Annotated in this window: 19 protein-coding genes; 1 reads left to right on the top strand and 18 read right to left on the bottom strand. The window is 70.7% G+C overall.

Annotated features, from left to right (window positions below):
• Positions 1-7: 7 nt before the first annotated feature.
• Genes AC07M9_RS12075 through AC07M9_RS12030 form a run of 10 tightly spaced genes read right to left on the bottom strand, consistent with a single transcriptional unit; the run spans position 8 to position 10,564 of the window.
• Complete coding sequence (locus tag AC07M9_RS12075) at positions 8-889, bottom strand: FliM/FliN family flagellar motor switch protein (RefSeq protein WP_494883998.1); 882 nt, start codon at positions 887-889, stop codon at positions 8-10.
• Positions 889-1,485, bottom strand: a complete 597-nt coding sequence (locus tag AC07M9_RS12070; protein WP_494883997.1) for a flagellar basal body-associated FliL family protein — start codon at positions 1,483-1,485, stop codon at positions 889-891. Before AC07M9_RS12070 ends, AC07M9_RS12075 begins: the two co-directional genes overlap by 1 nt.
• Before the next feature lie 39 nt (positions 1,486-1,524).
• Positions 1,525-3,672: a hypothetical protein gene (locus tag AC07M9_RS12065; protein ID WP_494883996.1), complete on the bottom strand. Its 2,148-nt coding sequence runs from the start codon at positions 3,670-3,672 to the stop codon at positions 1,525-1,527.
• A 32-nt stretch (positions 3,673-3,704) separates the two neighbouring features.
• Positions 3,705-4,130 (bottom strand): hypothetical protein, encoded by a 426-nt coding sequence (locus AC07M9_RS12060; RefSeq protein ID WP_494883995.1) that lies wholly within the window; start codon positions 4,128-4,130, stop codon positions 3,705-3,707.
• On the bottom strand, positions 4,127-5,458 hold the full coding sequence (locus tag AC07M9_RS12055; RefSeq protein ID WP_494883994.1) for a FliI/YscN family ATPase: 1,332 nt from the start codon (positions 5,456-5,458) through the stop codon (positions 4,127-4,129). Before AC07M9_RS12055 ends, AC07M9_RS12060 begins: the two co-directional genes overlap by 4 nt.
• Positions 5,459-5,505: 47 nt before the next feature.
• Positions 5,506-6,159, bottom strand: a complete 654-nt coding sequence (locus tag AC07M9_RS12050; RefSeq protein ID WP_494883993.1) for a FliH/SctL family protein — start codon at positions 6,157-6,159, stop codon at positions 5,506-5,508.
• A complete protein-coding gene (gene fliG / locus AC07M9_RS12045) occupies positions 6,152-7,150 on the bottom strand; it encodes a flagellar motor switch protein FliG (RefSeq protein ID WP_494883992.1) in 999 nt (332 codons plus the stop codon). Before fliG ends, AC07M9_RS12050 begins: the two co-directional genes overlap by 8 nt.
• A gap of 15 nt (positions 7,151-7,165) precedes the next feature.
• Positions 7,166-8,860 carry a flagellar basal-body MS-ring/collar protein FliF gene (gene fliF / locus AC07M9_RS12040; protein ID WP_494883991.1) on the bottom strand — a complete coding sequence of 565 codons (1,695 nt, stop codon included), beginning with the start codon at positions 8,858-8,860 and terminating at the stop codon, positions 7,166-7,168.
• 4 nt (positions 8,861-8,864) lie between these two features.
• Positions 8,865-9,257 (bottom strand): flagellar hook-basal body complex protein FliE, encoded by a 393-nt coding sequence (gene fliE / locus AC07M9_RS12035; protein ID WP_494883990.1) that lies wholly within the window; start codon positions 9,255-9,257, stop codon positions 8,865-8,867.
• Positions 9,254-10,564 (bottom strand): sigma-54 interaction domain-containing protein, encoded by a 1,311-nt coding sequence (locus AC07M9_RS12030; protein ID WP_494883989.1) that lies wholly within the window; start codon positions 10,562-10,564, stop codon positions 9,254-9,256. The genes fliE and AC07M9_RS12030 overlap by 4 nt, the downstream gene beginning before the upstream one ends.
• A 363-nt stretch (positions 10,565-10,927) precedes the next feature.
• On the opposite strand from AC07M9_RS12030, the gene AC07M9_RS12025 reads away from it, so the two are divergent.
• Positions 10,928-11,752: a flagellin N-terminal helical domain-containing protein gene (locus AC07M9_RS12025; RefSeq protein WP_494883988.1), complete on the top strand. Its 825-nt coding sequence runs from the start codon at positions 10,928-10,930 to the stop codon at positions 11,750-11,752.
• A 175-nt stretch (positions 11,753-11,927) separates the two neighbouring features.
• On the opposite strand, the gene AC07M9_RS12020 is transcribed toward AC07M9_RS12025, so the two are convergent.
• From AC07M9_RS12020 to AC07M9_RS11985, 8 genes are all read right to left on the bottom strand, one after another.
• Entirely contained in the window at positions 11,928-12,341 is a 414-nt protein-coding gene (locus tag AC07M9_RS12020) for a nuclear transport factor 2 family protein (protein WP_494883987.1), read from the bottom strand.
• Entirely contained in the window at positions 12,338-12,748 is a 411-nt protein-coding gene (locus AC07M9_RS12015; protein WP_494883986.1) for a nuclear transport factor 2 family protein, read from the bottom strand. The genes AC07M9_RS12020 and AC07M9_RS12015 overlap by 4 nt, the downstream gene beginning before the upstream one ends.
• 243 nt (positions 12,749-12,991) lie before the next feature.
• A complete protein-coding gene (locus tag AC07M9_RS12010; RefSeq protein WP_494883985.1) occupies positions 12,992-13,813 on the bottom strand; it encodes a flagellar motor protein MotB in 822 nt (273 codons plus the stop codon).
• Between the two features lies 1 nt (position 13,814).
• Positions 13,815-14,678, bottom strand: a complete 864-nt coding sequence (gene motA / locus AC07M9_RS12005; RefSeq protein ID WP_494883984.1) for a flagellar motor stator protein MotA — start codon at positions 14,676-14,678, stop codon at positions 13,815-13,817.
• Between the two features lie 180 nt (positions 14,679-14,858).
• Positions 14,859-15,779 carry a flagellin N-terminal helical domain-containing protein gene (locus AC07M9_RS12000; RefSeq protein WP_494883983.1) on the bottom strand — a complete coding sequence of 307 codons (921 nt, stop codon included), beginning with the start codon at positions 15,777-15,779 and terminating at the stop codon, positions 14,859-14,861.
• Positions 15,780-15,786: 7 nt separating this feature from the next.
• Positions 15,787-17,124 (bottom strand): flagellar hook-associated protein FlgK, encoded by a 1,338-nt coding sequence (flgK, locus tag AC07M9_RS11995; protein WP_494883982.1) that lies wholly within the window; start codon positions 17,122-17,124, stop codon positions 15,787-15,789.
• A 92-nt stretch (positions 17,125-17,216) separates the two neighbouring features.
• Positions 17,217-17,570: a rod-binding protein gene (locus AC07M9_RS11990; RefSeq protein ID WP_494883981.1), complete on the bottom strand. Its 354-nt coding sequence runs from the start codon at positions 17,568-17,570 to the stop codon at positions 17,217-17,219.
• Positions 17,567-18,673 carry a flagellar basal body P-ring protein FlgI gene (locus AC07M9_RS11985; protein WP_494883980.1) on the bottom strand — a complete coding sequence of 369 codons (1,107 nt, stop codon included), beginning with the start codon at positions 18,671-18,673 and terminating at the stop codon, positions 17,567-17,569. Before AC07M9_RS11985 ends, AC07M9_RS11990 begins: the two co-directional genes overlap by 4 nt.
• Between the last annotated feature and the right edge of the window lie 6 nt (positions 18,674-18,679).

Here is an 18,679-nt window from a genome sequence, read left to right as displayed (position 1 = left end):
TTCCAAATCAGAACGCATGCTGGAGCTGGACCGCGACCCGGTCCTCGACTTCACCGACGGTGCCGGCGGCGATCGTCCGCCCGTCGACCCGCAGCGGCACCGAGCGCGCCACCGTCACCGGAAGCACGTCGCCCGGACGCAGCGCCGAGAGGCGCGAGAACGGCAGGCTCATGTCGACGAGCACGGCGGTCACCTCCAGCGGCATCGAGGCGAAGGGTTCATCGCCGGGGCCGGGGCGGGGGACACGCGCCGCTGCCCGGCGCTGGCGGCGCGGCACCACGAGCGCGGCGGCGAGCGTAGAAAGCGGAAAGGCGAGCGCCAGCGACCACGGCTGCGCGCCGGTTTCCTCGACCTCCAGCACGATCCGCAGCAGCGGCTCGGCGGGCGCGAAGGGGGCGAGCTGGGACAGGTCGGTGTCGCGGCGCAGCGGGCTGACCCTGTGCGTCTCGTCGCCGCCCAGCCCGGCGCTGAGCGCGGCGGCGATGGCGTCCTCTATGCGCGCGAGCAGCAGTTCGGCGGAGAGCGGGAAGGCGGTGGGCAGCGGATCGGGCACCATGCCCCGCCCGCCGAACGCGCGGTCGAGCAGGCGCAGCACCGGCGCCGCCTCGAACGTGGCGAGCAGCGGCAGGCGCCGGGGGCCGAGGCCCATGAGGCTGTGCGCGGCCAGCGCGGCATCCTCGCCCGCGATGCCGCCGAGCGTGCCCTCCGCGGGGATGCCGATGCGCACCACCGGCGCATCGCCGCCGGTCAGGCGGCCGAGCCCGCCCGGCAGCGTGCGCGCCAGCTTCTCGCCCAGCTTGGCGAGCGGGCGCACCATCTCTCCGATCGAGGGACCGGCACCCAGCAGTTCGGCGCAGTGCCGGGCCTTGGGGGTCGTGTCCTGCGCCATCACTGGATGACGAAGTTGCGGAAGTAGACGGCATCGACGCCGCCGAAGCCTTCCTTCTGGATCAGGACCTGATTGATCGCGGCTGTCATCCGCTTGTTCAGACGCTCCTTGCCGTCGAGGCTGGTGACGTCGTCCTCCGGCGTGTCGGCGAGGATTTCGAGCAGCCGCGAGCGGATCGCCAGCTCGTGCTTGGCAAGCCATTGCAGCACCCGCCCGTCGCGCCGGGTGGAGCAGGCGATGCTGGCCTGGACCATCGCGTCGGTGTCCTTGAGGTTGGAGGTGAAGTCCTCGGTGAAGGTGAAGTACGCGGTGCGGTATTCGTCGCCGCCTTCGCTCTCGGCCTCCTCGCCGCCGCCTTCGCCCTCGCCTTCCTTGGCGGGCGGGGCATAGGGATCCTCCTCGCCCTTGCGGACGAGCTGGGGGCCTTCCTCCTTCTTCTTTTCCTCGGCATGGCCGCCGCCGATCACGCCGGTCACCATGAGCCCGAAGGCGGCGCCCCCGCCGACCACGAGCATGCCCACGGCGACGAGGATCAGCCCCATCTTGCCCTTCTTCTTCGGCGTGTCGGCACCATCGCCGGCAGGTTTGTCACTCATTCACGCATGTCCCTGTTGATCGCCCCGGATTTGCCGCGGTCAGGCGTAGACGCCGCCGCCGCCGGAGCGCTGTTCGCCCCGGGCACGCGGCGGGGTGCCCGGCTGTTCCTGCTCCTGACGGCGCTGGAAGCTGTCGCCCTCGCGGCGCGGCGGCTGCCCGCCGGTGTCGGCGCGTGCCTGCTGGCCCTGACCGCTGCCGGCAGCGGCCTGGGGTCCGTTCTGGGGCTGCGCCTGTGCGGAGTTCTGGGCAGTGTTCTGCTGGGCCGCCGAACCCTCCTGCCGAGGCTGGTCGCTGCCCGGCGAGGCGTTGCCGGCCATCGCGGCGGCGGCGGCCTGCACGGCGCCGGTGAACTCGGGGTCCCGGCTCGCCATCGTCACCGAAAAGCCGCCGCCCGATTGGTCGAGCTGCATCGAGACGCGGCCGAACTCGCCATGCGCCATCGCGGTGCGCACGACATGGGGCGCCGCCGCCTCGCGCGCTTCGGCGAGGCGGGAGACCAGCGTGGCGAAGTCCTGCGGCGTCTCGGACGGGACGGGCGCCGGAGCGCTGGACCCGTCAGGCGCGCCGACCGGCGGCATGGGCAGGCCATCGGCGAGGACCGGCGGCGCCGCGAGGTGCGAGGGCGTATCCCGGGCGAGGAGCGGTGCGACTTGCGCCTCGGCCGTCTTCGGCGCGCGGCTCTCGCCCTCTGTCGGGGGAGTGCCGGCCGGTGTCACGGCAGGCTCCCGATGTGGCTCGGCGGGAAGGACCGGGGTCTCGGCGGCGCCCGCGATCTGGACGGGAGCGGCCGGGGCCACGGGTTTCTGCGGCGGAGCGGGGTTGTCCTGCCGGGGAGAGGCCACCTGCCGGGCCACCTGTCCGGCGGCCGGTTCGGCGGCAGGCTCGGACGGCGTCGGCCGGGCCGCGCCTGTCGGTGCGGGCTTCGAATCGGCGGCGGCGAGGGCCGGGGCGACGGCGGCCGGATCGACGGCCGGGGCGGCGTCGTCCGCACGCGGCGGCGTCAGCGGTGCGGGAGCGGCCGGCGCCGGCGCTGTCGCCGCGGGCGCGTGAACATCGACGAGGCGCATCTCGGGCGCGGGCTGTGCGGCGCGGTCGGCGGCGGCGGGAGCCGGCGCGGTGTGGGCCGGGGCGGCAGGGGATGCCGGGATGCTCTCCGGCGCGTCGGCGGCCACGATCGCGATGGGCTCAAGCCTGACCGCGCGCACCTGCGAGAGTGCCGCAGGCTGCGCCGGGACGCCGCCTGTGGCCGCAGCATCGCGGGCAACCGCTGGGGCGGCGCGCTCGGTTCGTGGCAATTCCGGCGTCGGAGCGGCGGGTGCGGGGCGCTGCGACGCGACGACGGGCGCCGCCGGGGAAGCGATGGCCAGAGCCAGCGGCACCACCGGAAGCGCATCCGCAGGGGCGGGCACCGGGGCGGCAGGCGCGGAGGTCTGGTCCGCCGCTCGAGGATCGACCGCGTCGGTGGAAAGCGGCGTTTCGGGCTCCCCATCGGCGATGACGGGTTCGGGCTTTCCGTGCGGCGTCAGGCTGGCGGACGGCAAGATCTTGCCGCTCGCCTTGCCGCTGTTGCCGCCCGGCGGCGGGGCAAGGGCGACGACGGCGACAGGCGGCGCCTCCGCGCCGAGCGGCGGCCGCGTGGATGCGGGAAGCTCCGGCACGGTGTCCGGCGCGGCCTTCGTGGGCGGAACCTGCGCAGGCGCGACTTCTCCCGGCGGCGGCGCCGGCTTCACGGCCGCGACCGGGGCGGCCTGCGGGGCGAACGCGATGGCCAATGCCAGGGAGGAACTGGCGGGAACCCCCGGATTTTCGAGATTCACGGCGAAGGAAGGCGCGGGGGAGGGGGCGGGCTCGGCGGAACGCTCCACGCCTGCCGCGGCGAACCGCAAGGCGTTCGTCACGCCGCCTCCTGCGGGCAGAGAGGCCGCAACCCCGGCCTGAAGCGCCAGGGCGGCAAGGCCCTCGCGGGTTTCCCTGACGCTGTCGGGAAGCGCGGTGCCGGGCAAGGCGCCGAGCGCGGCCTCACCCGTTTGAAAAGGGGGTGTCGCCGTCACGGCAACCGCCGCCTGAGGAAGCCCCAGAAGCGCCGCGAAATCCGCCCCCGGCATGCCTGGCAAGGCATGGGACGCCGCGCCCGCTGCGGTCGGCAGGGCGCTGGCGGTGAGCGTCGGGGCAGTGGTCTGGATCATGCGGGGCCGGTCCTCGTTGGCGTCGGCGGTGTCTATTCAAGTTCCGTGCCATTCGTTCGGCGACTGGTCAGGACGGGAGGCTGGGCCTTTCCGGCGATGTGCCGGGCCTGCCGGTCGGCGCGGTCCTCGATGGCGGCGCGGCGGCGTTCGGCCTCGGCCAGCGCCTGCTGCTTGGCGTCGGCGATGGACTGCGCGCGCAGCGCATCGCCATCGGTGGTTCGGGTGAGCGCCTGGAGGCCGCCGACGAAGCGGCCGACATGGTGCAGCGCCGCCCCGTCGGCCGCATCGCGCCGGGCGGCATAGCCGCTGGCGAGGCCGCGCGTGCGGTCGGAAAGCATCTTCAGCTGCGCCAGCGTGCTCTCGGCCTGCGCCGCCTCGGTCGCGGCGGTCTGCTTGGCGATGGCGCGCAGCCTTTCGAGGCGGTTGAGGCGTGCGAGCTTCTTATGGTCGGCGGTCATTCCAGCAGTCCCGCCAGCTGCGCCGCGCTCGCATCGAGGCTGACCACTTCGCCCTGCGGCTGGCTCAGGAAGCCGGTCAGCGCGCCGTGCATGGCGATGGCCCGGTCGAGCTGCGGGTCGGCGCCGGTGCGGTAGGCGCCCATCAGCACGAGGTCGCGGTTGGCCTCGTAGCTGGCGGTGAGCGCGCGGAAGGTGCGGGCGAGCTGCTGGTGCGCCGGCGGCACGATGTCGTTCATCACGCGGCTGAGCGAGGCGGCGATGTCGATCGCCGGGTACTGCCCGCGCTGGGCGAGTTCGCGCGAGAGGACGATGTGGCCGTCGAGGATCGAGCGGGCGGTGTCGACCACCGGGTCGTCCTGGTTGTCGCCGTCGGCGAGCACGGTGTAGAGCCCGGTGATCGAGCCGCCGCTGGCCGCCGAATTGCCCGCACGCTCGACCAGCTTGGTGATCGTGGCGAGGGCGGAAGGGGGATAGCCGCGCGCCGCGCCGGGCTCCCCCAGCAGCAGCCCGATCTCGCGCCCGGCGTGGGCGACGCGGGTGAGGCTGTCGAGGATCAGCAGCACGCGCTTGCCCTGCGCGCGGAAGTGCTCGGCCATCGAGGTGGCGAGCATCGCGCCGCGCAGGCGCAGGTTCGGGGCGTGGTCGGCGGGTACCGCGACGATGACCGTCTTGTGCCGCTTGGCGTCGTGCATGTGGCGCTCGACGAAGTCCGAGACCTCGCGGGCGCGCTCGCCGATCAGGCCGACCACGATGATCTCCGCGCTGGCGCCGTGGGCGATCATGTCGATCAGCACCGACTTGCCGACGCCCGAACCCGCCATCACGCCGATGCGCTGGCCGACGCCGAAGGTGGTCATGGCATTGAGCGCGCGCACCCCGGTGTCGAAGGGCAGGCGCACTGGGCTGCGGTCGAGCGCGGAGGTGCGCACGCCGCCCGCCGGCCATTCGAGGCGGGTGTGGATGGGCAGCCCGCCGTCGATCGGCAGCCCCTCGCCGTCGACCGCGCGGCCGAGGAACGCCTCGCCCACGGGCAGCATGCCGGGGTGGCCTTCGGGCACCACGCGCGCGCCGGGGCGCAGCAGGATCGTGTCGCCCAGGAGCATCATCATCGTGCGCCCGCTTCGAAAGCCGATGACTTCGGCGGGGAAGGTCCTGTCCTGCCCGCCCGCGACCCGGCACATCGCGCCGACCGGGACGGAGAGGCCGCTGACCTCCAGCAATCCGCCGTCGCAGGCAGTGACGGTGCCGAACCGGCGCGGCGCGAGGTCGAGCGGGGCGGCAGCGAAGTCGGCGAGAATCGAGGCGGCGGAGTCTCGGGAATGGGTCATCGTTCCAGCCTCTGCAAATCCGTTTCAGGTCGTCTCCGTGCGATCACTCACCCCTGGTGAAGCGCTTCGGCGATGGCCATGCGCCAGCTTCCGGGGCCGTCTTCGACCCCACCCATCGTGCCTTCGACGCGCACGGTGCCGCGTTCGAGCTTGGGATCGGGCACCACCTGCCATTCGGCGGACAGGCGCTCCGAGACGAGTTCGATATCGGCCGGATGCAGGCGGACCACGCGCTCGTCGTCGGCGCGCGCCAGCATGGCGACGGCGCGCTCGATGCGGCGGGCGAGCGCGGCTTCGTCGAGCACGAGCGGCGCCAGCGCCGCCTCGCACAGCGCCGCGACGGTGTCGCGCAGGCGCAGGCGCAAATCCTCCTCCAGCACCGCGTCGAGGCTTGAAAACGAGAGCGACAGCGTCTCGCGCGCCGCGTCGATGGCGGCGGCGCGGGCTTCTGCTTCCTCACTCGCCTGCGCATGGCCCTCGGCGTAGCCACGCGCGTAGGCGTCGGCGAGGGGGTCGTGCAGGTCGGGCTCGGCGATGGCGCGTTCGCGGTGCGATGGCGCGAGGCCCGAGGCACCGCCGAAGCGCGCGCTGGGGCGGAAGCCCGCCGGCTGCCCCAGCGCCTCGACCAGCGAGACGCGAGGGCGCACGGTGCTCGTATGCAGCGCGGTGGTCTGCGCGAGCGTGAAGCCGAGGTCAGACATAGTCGTCGTCCCCGCCCGCACCGAACGCGATGGTGCCTTCGGCGGCGAGCTTGCGCGCGACGGCCACCACTTCCTTCTGGGCCACGACCACGTCGGCGAGCTTCACGCGGCCGCGCGCGGCGATCTCGTCGCGCACGCCGTCGGCGGCGCGGCTCGACATGGCGCGGAAGAACACCTCGCGCTCCTCCTCGGAAATGCCCTTGAGGGCGTCGATGAGTGTCTCGTTGGCGACATCGCGCAGCAGCGCGCCCATGCTCTGGGGGTCCAGCACGAAGAGGTGCTCGAACTTGAACATCTCCTCCTCGATCTGGCGCGCCAGCACTTTGTCGCGCTTCGTGAGCGCGCCCATGACGTGCTTCTCGACGACCTTGCCGACGCCGTTGATGATCTCCGCCGCCTCGCGCGCGCCGCCCATCTGGAGCGGGCGCTGGCCATGGCTTTCGGTGATCCGGCGCGAGAGCAGTTCCTCCAGCATCTCGATCGCGTGGGGGGCGACCGGGCCGAGCGTGGCGATGCGGTGGACGATCTCGGGCTGGACCTGCGGCGGCAGCGCATGGAGCACGGCGGCGGCGACTTCGGGGTCGAGCTGGATCAGCAGCACCGCGATGGCCTGCGGATGCTCGCCCTTGACCAGCGGCGCGAGCGCGTCGGGCGTCAGCCAGCGCGCCAGTTCCAGCGGCGAGGTCTGCGGGGCGGCGGGCGCGATGCGGCGCATGACGTTCTCCGCCTTCACCTCGCCCACCGCGCGGCTCATCATCGCGTGGACCTGTCCCACCCGGTCGTGCGCGACGAGGCCCATGCGCTCGGTCTTGGCGACGAAGCCGGCGATGGCCTCGGCGATCACGTCCGGCCCGATCTCGCCCAGCGCGACCATCTTCTCGCCCAGCAGGCGCAGTTCCTGCGGGTCGAGCGCGGCGAGGATCTCGGCGGTCTGGTCCTCGGCCAGAAGCATCATCATGACCGCGGCGCTGTCCGCTGGCTGCATCGGCATAAGCTGCGTCATTTCTCAGGCGGCCTTGGTCTGGGCCTCGGGGACCGGTTCGGCGAGCATCTGGCGCAGGACGTGGACCGCGCTCTCGGGCTTTTCGGCGACGATGCGCTGGGCCAGGCCAAGCTGGCGGGCGAGCAGGTCGGCGCGGCTCACTTCCACCGCGACGCCATCGGTGCCGGGGATGGCGGTGAGGGTATTGTGCGCGGGCAGGGCGATCTGGCCGGGCGCCTCGTCGGCGTCATCGGCCGCGCCCTTCTTGCCCTTCTTCGCCTTGGCCGGCTTGTCGCCGCGCATGGCCTTGATGACCGGGCGCACGCCCAGCAGCAGGACCAGCAGCACCGCGAGCACCGCCGCGCCGTTGCGTACGACCATGGCGAACCACGGCGTCTCGTAGAACGGCGTGGCCTCGACCGTGACAGGCTCGAAGCTGCGGGTGACGATCTTGACGACGTCGCCGCGCTGCGGGTTGGCGCCGACGGCGGCGCTGACCAGCGCTTCGAGGTCGGCGAGGTCCTTGGCCTTGGCGCCCTTCATGGCGTCCTTGCTGATGGCGACGGCGACGGTCAGGCGCTTGATCCCGCCCGGCCCGGTTTCGGAAACCGAGACCTGGCGGCCCAGCTCGTAAGTCTTGCTGGTCGAGCTTTCGCCGTTGGTCGGCGCGGCACCGGGAGCCGCCGGAGTGGTGCCCTGCGGCGGGCCGGCGGTGGCCTGCGTCGCGGGCGGCGGGGTGTTCGAGAGCACTCCGGGTACGCCGCCGGCCTGCGGTGGGCCCGAGGTCTGCGACTGCTGCAGCTGTTCGGAACGCACGACGCCGTCCTTGTCGTAGCTTTCGCGTGCGGCGGTCACCTGATCCATGTCGAGTTCGACCTGCGTCTCGGTGGTGAACTTGCCGTCGCCCAGCATCGGGGTGAGCAGCTGCGCCACCTGCTCGCGCAGCTTGGCCTCGAGGCGCGCCTGCATGTCGAGGCGGTCGTTATCGGCGCCCTGGCCCTCGGACAGCAGGCGGCCGTGCTGGTCGACCACGCGCACGGCGTCGGGCGAAAGCCCCGGCACCGAGGCGGCGACGAGGTTGAGGATGGCCGAGACCTGCCCGTCGCTCAGTTGGCGCCCGGACTTGAGGCGCACCATGACCGAGGCGGTCGGCGCGAGGTTGTCGCGCACGAAGACCGACTTCTCGCCCTCGGCAAGGTGGACGCGCACCGAATCGACGCCGTCGATCTGGCCGATGGTCAGCTGCAGGTCGTGCTCGCGGGCTGAGCGCATGCGCTCGCCTTCCAGCGTGCGGCTGGCGCCCATCGGCAGCTTGTCGAGCATCTGGTCGCCGGTCTCAGGCGTCGCGAGCGCGCCGTCCGAGGCGACGAGCATGCGGGCCTTGTAGAAGTCACCCTCGGAGACGGTCAGCGCGCCGGTCTGGTTGTCGATCGCGTACTGGATCTGCGCGGCGTCGAGCGCTTCGGCCACGCCCGCGCGCTCGCTGTCGTCGAGCTGGGCGTAGAGCACGCGCTGGGGCGAGGGCGCCATCATGCTCCAGGTGAGCGCCGCGCCGCCGATGGCGGAGAGGCCGATGAAGATCGGCAGCATCTTCTTCACCGCCGGCTGCGCGGTGAACGAGGAGAGGCGCGTCAGGACGCTGCCGCCGCTGCCGTCGGAGAGACCGGAAAACAGGGAGGCGGGTGCGGGAAGGCCCGAGGCTGGAGCAAGGTCGGCCATCTAGTCAGACTCCCATCCGCATGATGTCCTGGTAGGCGGACAGCAGCTTGTTGCGCACCTGCAGGGTGGCTTCGAAGGCGACGCCGGCCTCCTGACGGGCGAGCATGACCTTGGCGACGTCGGTGACTTCGCCCTTCTCGTAGGCGACCGAGAGGTCCTCGGAGCGCTGCTGGACCGCGTTGACGCTGCCCAGCGCGTCCTGCAGCGCCGAGGTGAAACCGTTCGCCGGGCCCGGGTTCTGCGCGACGCCGGTGCTCTGGCTGGCCGCCTGCGCGGTGTGGATCTCGCGCAGGAGGTCGTTGCGCGAGATGATCTGCTGGCGCAGCTGCAGGATCTGCTGGATGCCGCCGCCGCCGCCCATGCCACTGATGCCGCCGATACCGGGAAGGCTGCTCATCGGCCGCCTCCGATCGCGGTACGGCCGACTTCGATGCCGGCCTCGCGCATCGAGGCGAGGCGGTAGCGCAGGGTGCGCTCGGAGATGCCGAGTTCGCGGGCGGCGCGCAGGCGGTTGCCGCCGCAGGCATCGAGCGTTTCGACGATGGCGCGGGCTTCCGAATGCTGGACGATGCTCGAAAGCTTGCGGTCGCTGTCCATCGCCTCGACCGGTGCGGGGTGGACGAGGCTCATCTCGAGCCCGCCGATCGGCGCGCTGACGAGGCGGGCGGGGCTGTCGAACACGATATGCTCGGGCGTGATCTGCCTGGCGCCGTGGGCGAGCAGCAGCGCGCGGCGCACCACGTTCTCCAGTTCGCGCACGTTGCCCGGCCACGAATGGAGCCGCAGCATGGCGAGCGCGCCTTCGGTGAAGCTGGGCACCGAGGCGGTGCTGCCCGCGATGCCGGCGGCATGGCGCAGGGCCATCGCGAAGGCGAGCGGGGCGATGTCGTCCGCGCGCTCGCGCAAGGGACGCAGTTCGAGCGGGAAGACGTTGAGGCGGTAGAACAAGTCGGCGCGGAAGCGGCCCTGGGCGACTTCGGTGGGCAGGTCGCGGTTGGCGCAGGCGATCACGCGCACGTCCACCTTGATCGCGCGGGTCGAGCCGATCGGCACGACTTCCTGCTCCTGCAGCGCGCGCAGCAGCTTGGCCTGGAGCGGGAGCGGCAGTTCGGCGATCTCGTCGAGCAGCAGGGTGCCGCCGTCCGCCGCGCGCATGAAGCCCTCGCTCGCCGCCGTCGCGCCGGTGAAGGCGCCCTTCTGGTGGCCGAACAGCATGGCCTCCAGCATCGTCTCGGGCATCGCCGCGCAGTTGACCGCGATGAAGGGCTGCTCGCGGCGGGCCGAGCGGGTGTGGATGAAGCGGCTGAGCACTTCCTTGCCGGTCCCGGTGGGGCCATTGATGAGCACCGGGATGTCGCTGGCGGCAAGACGCTCGGCCAGCGCGAAGACCGAAAGGCTCTCGGGATCGGCGGCGATCGGGTCCTCGGGTCCGGCCATCGCGGCGAGCAGCATGGCGAGGGAGGTTTCGCTGACGGGGTCGGTGTAGGTCACCGAGGTCAGCGACGCACCATCGCGCGACAGGGCCGGGACGGCCCCGCGCGACAGGCGCACGCAGCGGGTACGGGGGCGCAGCGGGCTGCGGTCCGACGTGTCGCGAAAATCGATTGCAGAGACATCGAAAAGAGAAGCCGCGATCGCGCCGGCGCGCTGGAGCAGCGGGCCATGGAGGCGAGCTGTGTCGTCGTTGATTTCCAGTGCGGCCATAACGCTCAATTCCCTTGGAATTAACCAGTTCCTTGAAGCCGCTTATGCGTGGTTAACGGCAAAAAGAGCGGTAATTTAAGGCCGCGTAGATGCCCTTAATCGGCAAGTTTCTGCAGGTTCTCTTCGCGCGCGCGAGGGCGGGGCGGGCGAGGCGATCAGGGCCTGAAAAGCGCGCGCGGCTTGGCCAGCCATCTCGGTCGAGGCGGGGAATATGGCGGTTTTCGGGGCTTTTGGCGCTAGTTGCACAGCGGGGCTTAAAGTTCCCGCGCGCCTGCCGCTCTAGGGACTGGCAGCGGGCCGGATGGCACTTCCACCGGGCCGCACCTTCGGGACACTCTTTCGGGACTACACGGGAACCACATCATGTCTGTCATCAACACCAACATCAGCGCGATTCGCGCCTCGAACGCTTCGAACGCCGCCAACAAGATGCTCGGCACCGCGATGGAGCGCCTGTCGACCGGCAAGCGCATCAACTCGGCCAAGGACGACGCCGCCGGCCTCGCCATCTCGACCTCGATGACCTCGCAGATCCGCGGCATGGGCCAGGGCATCCGCAACGCCAACGACGGCATCTCGCTGGCCCAGACCGCCGAGGGTTCGCTCTCGGAAGTCAGCAATATGCTGCAGCGGGTGCGTGAGCTGGCGATCCAGTCGGCCTCGGGCACCTACCAGACCTCCGACCGCGCCGCGATGCAGCAGGAAGTGACCGCGCTGACCTCGCAGATCAGCTCGTCGCTGACGCAGACCAAGTTCAACGGCAACACGCTGCTTTCGACCACCTCGGGCTCGGACCTCAGCTTCGACATCCAGACCGGCGCCAACTCGGGCGAGAAGGTCACCCTGACCTCGAAGGCGATCGACGGCACCAACCTCACCGCCTCGGCGCTCGACGTGACCTCCTCGACCCTGGCTTCGACCACGCTGACCAAGGTCGATGCCGCGCTCAAGGACGTGAACGCCACCCGCGCCTCGCTCGGCGCCGGCCAGAACCGTCTCGAATCGGCGATCAACAACCTGACCAACAACGTCACCAACCTGTCCGACGCGCGCAGCCGCATCGAGGACGCCGACTACTCGACCGAGACCACCCAGATGGCGAAGGCCCAGATCCTCAGCCAGGCCTCCACCGCGATGCTGGCGCAGGCCAACCAGAGCCAGCAGAACGTCCTGTCGCTCCTGCGCTAAGTTTACCGGATACCCTCACGGCCTCCCGTCCCCCCGGAGGGCCCAGCCCGGCGGTCAGTCCCCTGACCGCCGGGCGTTTCGGTATTTGCGAGGGGCACGCTGCTTGTCGGCGGCTGGGACAGGCGGAGCGCTCGTACGAGCCCGATCGACAAACGCCCGCTCCCCGCGGGCGAGCCTACTCCTCGATGTTCATGACATAGGCCCGGCGCGCGAATTTCCAGCGGCCATCATGGTGCACCAGTTGGTCGTCGTAACGCGCCGACAGCCTGGTCACTTCGCCGCCCCTGCGGACGATCTCGCGGACGTGGCAGCGGGCGCTGGCAGTGTCGCCGGTGACGGCGATGGCGCCGGGCATGGCGAAGAAGGCCAGCGCGTCGACGCTGGCGAAGATCATGTCCCAGGTCCGGGACAGCGCTTCGAGCCCGACCACGTCGCCCTGCCGCATTCCCCACACCGCGTCCGGCGCCCAGCAGCCGAGCCACTGCGCCTTGTCGATGCGCGAGGCGGCGTCGGCGTAGCATTCCATCAGCTCGCGGATTGCCATGCGGTCGGCCGCGTCGCCAGTGAAGGTCGGGCCGGAGAACGTCACTCCGGAAACTCGCCGATGGTCAGGGTGTAGTCGCGCCGGGCGAACTTCCACGCGCCGTCCTTCCGGACCAGCGCGTCCTCGTAGCGGCCGCAAAGCTTGAAAATCGCGCCTTCGTGGGTTTGCACGACCTCGCGGGCGTAGCTGCGTACGGTGGCGCTGTGGCCGGCGATCTCGATCGAGCCGATCTCGGTGAGGAAGGCGACCGAGGCCCAGTCCTTCCACAGTCCGTCCCACGTTTCGGCGAGCGCGGCGTGGCCGCTCGCGTCGAACAGGTGGCTGGTCCAGCGGCCGTCTTCAGTGAATGTGGAGAGCCACAGTTCCCGGTCGCGGCGCCAGCTGGCGTCCACATACGTGCCGTAAAGCTCGCGGATGGCGAGGCGGTCCTCGACCGGCCCGGTGAATGGCATTGGCGCTCTCCCATTGTTTTGCGAGGGATGGTGCTGCGCGCGGGGGCGGGGTGCAAGGGGCGGCGGATCGCAGACGCGATGGGGCTGTGGTGGCACGTAAGCCCAATACCCTCGTCATCCCGCGCAGGCGGGGATCCCGCTTGTTCTGCTTTGGCGCAAGTGAAGCGGGGCCGCCGCTTTCGCGGGGGCGACGGTGTTCTCAATCCCGACCTGGCAATGACGAAGTTCCTTGGGAGACGTCGCCTAGTCCAGCACCGTGATCGAAATCCGCCGGTTGCGCGGGTCGTGCGGGTCGGCCGGAATCAGCAGTTCCTTGTCGGCAACGCCTTCGATGCGGCGGAAGCGGTCTTCGCCGATGCCGTCGCGCATCAGCGCCTGGCGCGTGGCCTCGGCGCGGCCGGCGGAGAGCGACCAGTTGTTGCCGGCGGTGCCCGGCTTGTAGGGCAGCGCGTCGGTATGGCCGCGCAGGGTGAGCCCGCCCTTGTCGTCCGTCAGCGCCTGCCCCAGCGCGTCGATCAGTTCCGAGGCCTCTGGCGTCAGGATCGTGGTGCCCATGCGGAACATCGAGAAATTGGCGTCGTCGACAAGGTCGATGCGCACGCCCTCGGTGGTGTCGACGAGGCGCACCTGCTTGGCCAGCCGGCGCAGGCGCTCGGTGGACCGGAGCTTGGCCTCGACCTCCTGCTTGGCGCGCTGGCTGCGCTTGGCGCCTTCCTTCGGGCCGCCGGTGGTGTCCTTGGGGACGGTGATCGCCTTGTTGCCGCTGCCGCCGGGGTGGGGCAGCTTGTCCTTGGCGGTCAGCGAGGTGCCGCCGAGCAGCCCGGTGCCCGAGCCCGAGCCGGACTTGCGGTTCTTCACCAGGGTGGGCGAGAAGTAGTCGGCGATGCCCTTGCGCTGCTTTTCGGTAGTGGCGCCCAGGATCCACAGCAGCAGGAAAAAGGCCATCATCGCGGTCACGAAGTCCGCATAGGCGACCTTCCACGCGCCGCCGTGGTGACCACCGGCGACGACGGTGATCTTCTTGACGATGATCGGGCGGACGGGTTCGTCGGGCTTTTTCGCCACGTCACTTGCCCCGCATGGCGTCGAGCAGGTCGGACAGGCTGGGGCGGAACGCATGGCCGAGGCCCGAGCGCGCCGATTCCACCACCAGCGGTTGCGGCCAGCCGTGGAGGCTTGCGATGATGACCTGCTTGACCGCGTGGAAGATCTGCTCGTCGGCCTCCAGCACCTGCTTGAGCCGGCCCGCCATCGGCGCGACCATGCCGTAGGCGAGCATGACGCCCATGAACGTGCCGACCAGCGCCGAGCCGATCATCCCGCCCAGGATCGAGGGCGGCTTGTCGATCGAGCCCATGGTCTTCACCACGCCGAGCACGGCGGCGACGATGCCGAGCGCGGGCAGCGCGTCGGCAAGGCCCTGCAGCGCGTGCTGGGATTCGTGGGCTTCGTGGAAATGCGTCTTCATCGCGTTGTCCATCACGTCCTCGACCGCATGGACCTCCAGCGTGCCCGAGGAGACGACGATCAGCGTCAGGGTGTCGGCGATGAGGTGGACGAGCGCGGCGTTGCCGAGGATGCGCGGGAATTCGGCGAAGATGGCGGAGGACTTCGGGTCGGCGACATGGCTTTCCAGCGCGACCGGCCCGTCCGAGCGCAGGATCTTCATCAGGCGCGTCGTCAGGATGATGACGTCGATGTGGTCCTGCTTGTTGTGCTTGGGGCCCTTGAACACCTTCATCATCCCGCCGCCAAGGCCCTTCAGCTCGTGCATCGAGTTGCCCGTCACGATCGCCCCGATCGCGGCGCCGCCGATGATGAGCATCTCGTGCGGGATCGCTTCCAGCACCGGACCCAGCGCGCCGCCGGTGATCGCGAAGCCGCCGAAGACCATCACCAGCAGGATGACGACGCCGATGATTGCGAACATGAGTTAGGGTCCTTCGTGTGGGAAACCGGTTTCGGGCGCGGGGCCGGGCGGCCGGAATCACGCTTCCGTGTGCGAAGTGGTGTAGCTCACAGTTGGTTAGTTTCGCTTTTTCCAGCGGTTAGGCACAATTGCGTGGGCGGAGGTTCTGCGTCTCCCGGTTCGACCGGGGACGGCGGATTATCAGCGCAGCTGGTCGAACAGGCTGAGCCCGGCGAGCTTTGAGAAGCTGGCCTGGCTGGCCTCCAGCACGGTCAGCGTTTCCTGCAGCCGCGCCATGGTGGAGGCGATGTCGGTGCCGCCGATGTCCGCCTGCTCGGTGGAGCGAAGCTGGGAGAGGTCCGTGCGCCGCTCGCCGGTGAGCTCGATCCAGGCGAGGCGGGTGCCGACCACGGTCTGCCCGGTGGAGAGCGTGTCGAGCCCGGTCTGGAGGTTGGCGAGGGCGTCGCTGGCGGCGGCGCCGGTGGCGGAGCCGGTCTTCAGCGCGTCGGACAGCGCCTTCACCGTCGCCATGACGTCGGTGGGATTGCCGTCCTTGCCGGTGAAGCTGAGGAATTGCGGGCCGGTCATCGAGCGGGTGACGCTCTGGCCTTCGCCCAGCGGCAGTTCCTCCACGCTGGCGGTGCCGACGTAAGCGGCCTTGCCCGAGGCGTCGAGCTTGTAGGCGTCGCCGGAAGTCTCGCCGCCGAACAGGGCGTGGCCGCTGGAATCGCGGGCGTTCGAAAGGGCCAGCAGGTTTTGGTTGATCTGCTCCAGCTCGGTGCCGATCGAGGCCCGCTGCTCGCCGGTGAGGGTGGAGGAGGCGGCCTGCGTCGCCAGTTCCTGCGCGCGGATGATCGCGTCGGCCATGTCGGACATCGACGAGTCGGCGAGCGTCAGGTCGGCATTGGCGCGCGTGGCGTTGGCGGTGTCGATCTGCGAGAGCGTCTCCTGCCGCGACAGCGCGCGCAGGCGCGAGGCGGCGACCGGGTTGTCCGACGAGCGGTCCAGCCGGCTGCTGCTGGACAGCTGCGACTGCAGCGATTCGGCCTGCGAGCGCAGCGCCTTCATGTCGATGCGCGACTTGTCGAAGAAGGCGCCGGTGCTGGTGGAGATCGTGGTCATGGCTGGCTCACCTGATCGCGAGGATGGAATCGAAGATGTCGGAGGCCACCTGCATCACCCGCGCCGAGGCCTGGTAGGCCTGCTGGAAGCGCACGAGGTTCACGGCCTCGTCGTCGAGGTTGACGCCGGCCTGGGCCGCGAGCGCGGTCCGGGCGCTCGTCGATATGGATTCGAGCGCGTCGCGCGTGGTGGTGCGGCCCGCGACGGCGCTGGATACGCCGAACAGCAGCGTGTCCATCGCCCCCGCCGGGTCGGCCGAAGTGAGCGCGCTGCGCATGGCGGTGAGGTTGGTCACGTCCCGGCTGCCCGCCGCCGCGCCCGCGGGGGCCGTGGCGATGGCACTGCCGCTCGCCGCGACCATGGCGATATTCGCCGCGCTCGTGCCGGAGAACAGCGGCTGCCCGGCATTGCCCGCGAGGTCGACGCCGGAGCTTTGCGCGGTGTTCATGGTCGTCACGATGCCGGCGGCGATGGTGTCCAGCTGCGTGCGCGCGCCGCCCAGTTCGACCAGTGCCTGCGCCTTGCCCGCGATCGCGCCCGAGCTGAGCGTGGTCGCCTGGCTGTTCACGGTGAACGACAGCGTGCCTTTGGCGGCAGTGGTCATCGCCAGCGTGTTCGCTGTCGCACCCGAGACAAGCGCGGCGCCGGTCGGGCCGCCCAGCATCACCGAAACCGACTTGTCGGCATTGATGGTGGTGGTGATATCGGCATGGTCGCTCAGCTGCTGGAGCAGGGCGTCGCGCTGGTCGAGCAGGCCCGACTGGTCGCTGGAAGTGTCGGCGGAGCGCATCAGGCGTAGGTTCACGCGGCCCAGTTCGCCGGCGATGCGATTGACCTGGTTGACGCCGTCCTGCGCCTCGAACTGCAGGCCCCGCGCGGCGGCGTCGAGGCTTTGCGAGGCGGTGTTGAAAGTCTGCGCCAGGGTGCGCCCGTTCTCGACCGCCTGCGCGCGCAAGCTGCCGTCGGTGGGGTCGGACAGCAGCTGCTTGATGCTCCCTTCGAAGGCGACGATCGATGGGTAGACGCCGGTCTGTTCCAGCGCGGACTCGACGTTCTCGAGCCCCTGCACTTCGGCCGAGGCGCGCGCCGCGTCGGAGCCGGTGCGGCGCACTTCGGACTGGCGGAAGGCGTCGGCATTGCGCACGATCCCGGTGATCCGCGCGCCCGCGAGGTTGATCGCGGTCGGCGCGGCTGGGTTGGTGCCGCCCGAAACCTCGCTCACCGCGACGCTGCGGCGCACGTAGCCCTCGGACGAGGCATTGGCGATGTTGTTCGCCGTCACGTCCAGCGCGCTGCGGGCGACGCGCGCGCCGGAACTGCCGATGGAGAGGAGGTCTGCGCCCATGGTTTAGCGGGGTCCGTTGCGTGTGTGCGGGGTTCGTGTTGTTAGAACGGCAGGGCGGCGGATGGTTAAAGGGCCGGGCGCCGCGCGGGCGGTCACGAACCGGGCTTCTTCGGATCGGCCGATGGAGCCTGCCCCGAGCCGCCCGGCGCCGCATCCACGAAGCGCGCCATCTGCGCCTCGATGATCTTGGCGAGGCCCAGCGTGCCGCTCTGCGCGGTCACGTCGGCAAAGCGTTCGTCCTGGAGCTGGCGGAAGGTGTCGAGGCCCTGGCCGCCGTCGATGTCGCCTGCACCGCCTTCGCTGCCGAAGCTCGTCTTGCGCGCGGCGGCGAGCATTTCGCGTACGAACACGGCCTCGAACTGCTTGGAGACGACTTTCAGCTTCTCGCGGTCGGTGGCGTCGGCCTTGGTCGCCATGCCGGCGACGGGGGGGAGGATCGTGCTCATATCACCACCATTTCCGCTTTCAGCGCGCCCGCCTGCTTGAGCGCCTCGAGGATCGCCACGAGATCGGAGGGGGTGACGCCGAGCATGTTGAGCGCGTCGACCACCTTGGACAGCGAGGCGCCGCCCTTGAACAGCGCGACCGAGCGCTGCTCCTCCTCGACCGAGACGTTGGAGCGGTTCTCGGTCGTCGTCCTGCCGCCACTGAACGGGCCGGGCTGCGAGACGCGCTCGTTCTCCTCGACGCGCACGGTCAGCTTGCCGTGGCTGATCGCCGCGGGGGACAGGCGCACGGCGGAGTTGATGACGACGGTGCCGGTGCGGCTGTTGACGATGACGCGCGCGGCGGTTTCGGCCGGGGAAACGTCGATCATCTCGATCGCGGCCATCATGCTGGCGCGGCTGTCGGCGTCGCCGGGCAGGCGCAGCGCGAGCGTCACGCCGTCCTCGACGGTGGCGATGCCGGGCACGCGCTTGTTGATCGCATCGCGCACGCGGCTGGCGGTGAGGAAGTCGGCCTCGAACAGGTTCCAGCGCAGGGTTTCGCCCGCGTCGAAGCCGGTGGCGACCGCGCGTTCGACGCTGGCGCCCTCGGCAATGCGGCCCACGGTCGGGATGTTGACGGTGACCTTGGAGCCGTCCTTGCCCGAGGCGTCGAGCCCGCCGACCGCGAGGTTGCCCTGCGCCATCGCGTAGACCTGCCCGTCCGCGCCGTAGAGCGGGGTCAGGATCAGGGCGCCGCCGCGCAGGGACTTGGCCTTGCCGATGGTCGAAACGGTGACGTCGATGCGCTGGCCCGGCTTGGCGAAGGCGGGCAGGTCGGCGGTGATGACGACGGCGGCGGCGTTCTTGAGGCCGGGGGCGACGCCCGCCGGCAGGTTCAGGCCCATGCGGCCCGACACGCCCTTCATCGCCTGCGTCAGGTATTCGAGGTTGTCGTCGCCCGTGCCTGGCAGGCCGACGACGACGCCGTAGCCGGTCAGCTGGTTGGTGCGCACGCCCTGGAACTGTCCGAGGTCGCGCACGCGCTCGGCGTGGGCCGGGGCGGCGAGGAGGGTGAGGGCGCCCAGCACGCCCGCACACAACCTGAAGAGGGCGATTTTCATCGTCGG

The organism is Novosphingobium sp. GW821-FHT09E05, assembly GCF_059416165.1.
Note: the sequence above shows the minus strand (reverse complement) of the source record. Positions and strands in the feature narration are given on the sequence as shown.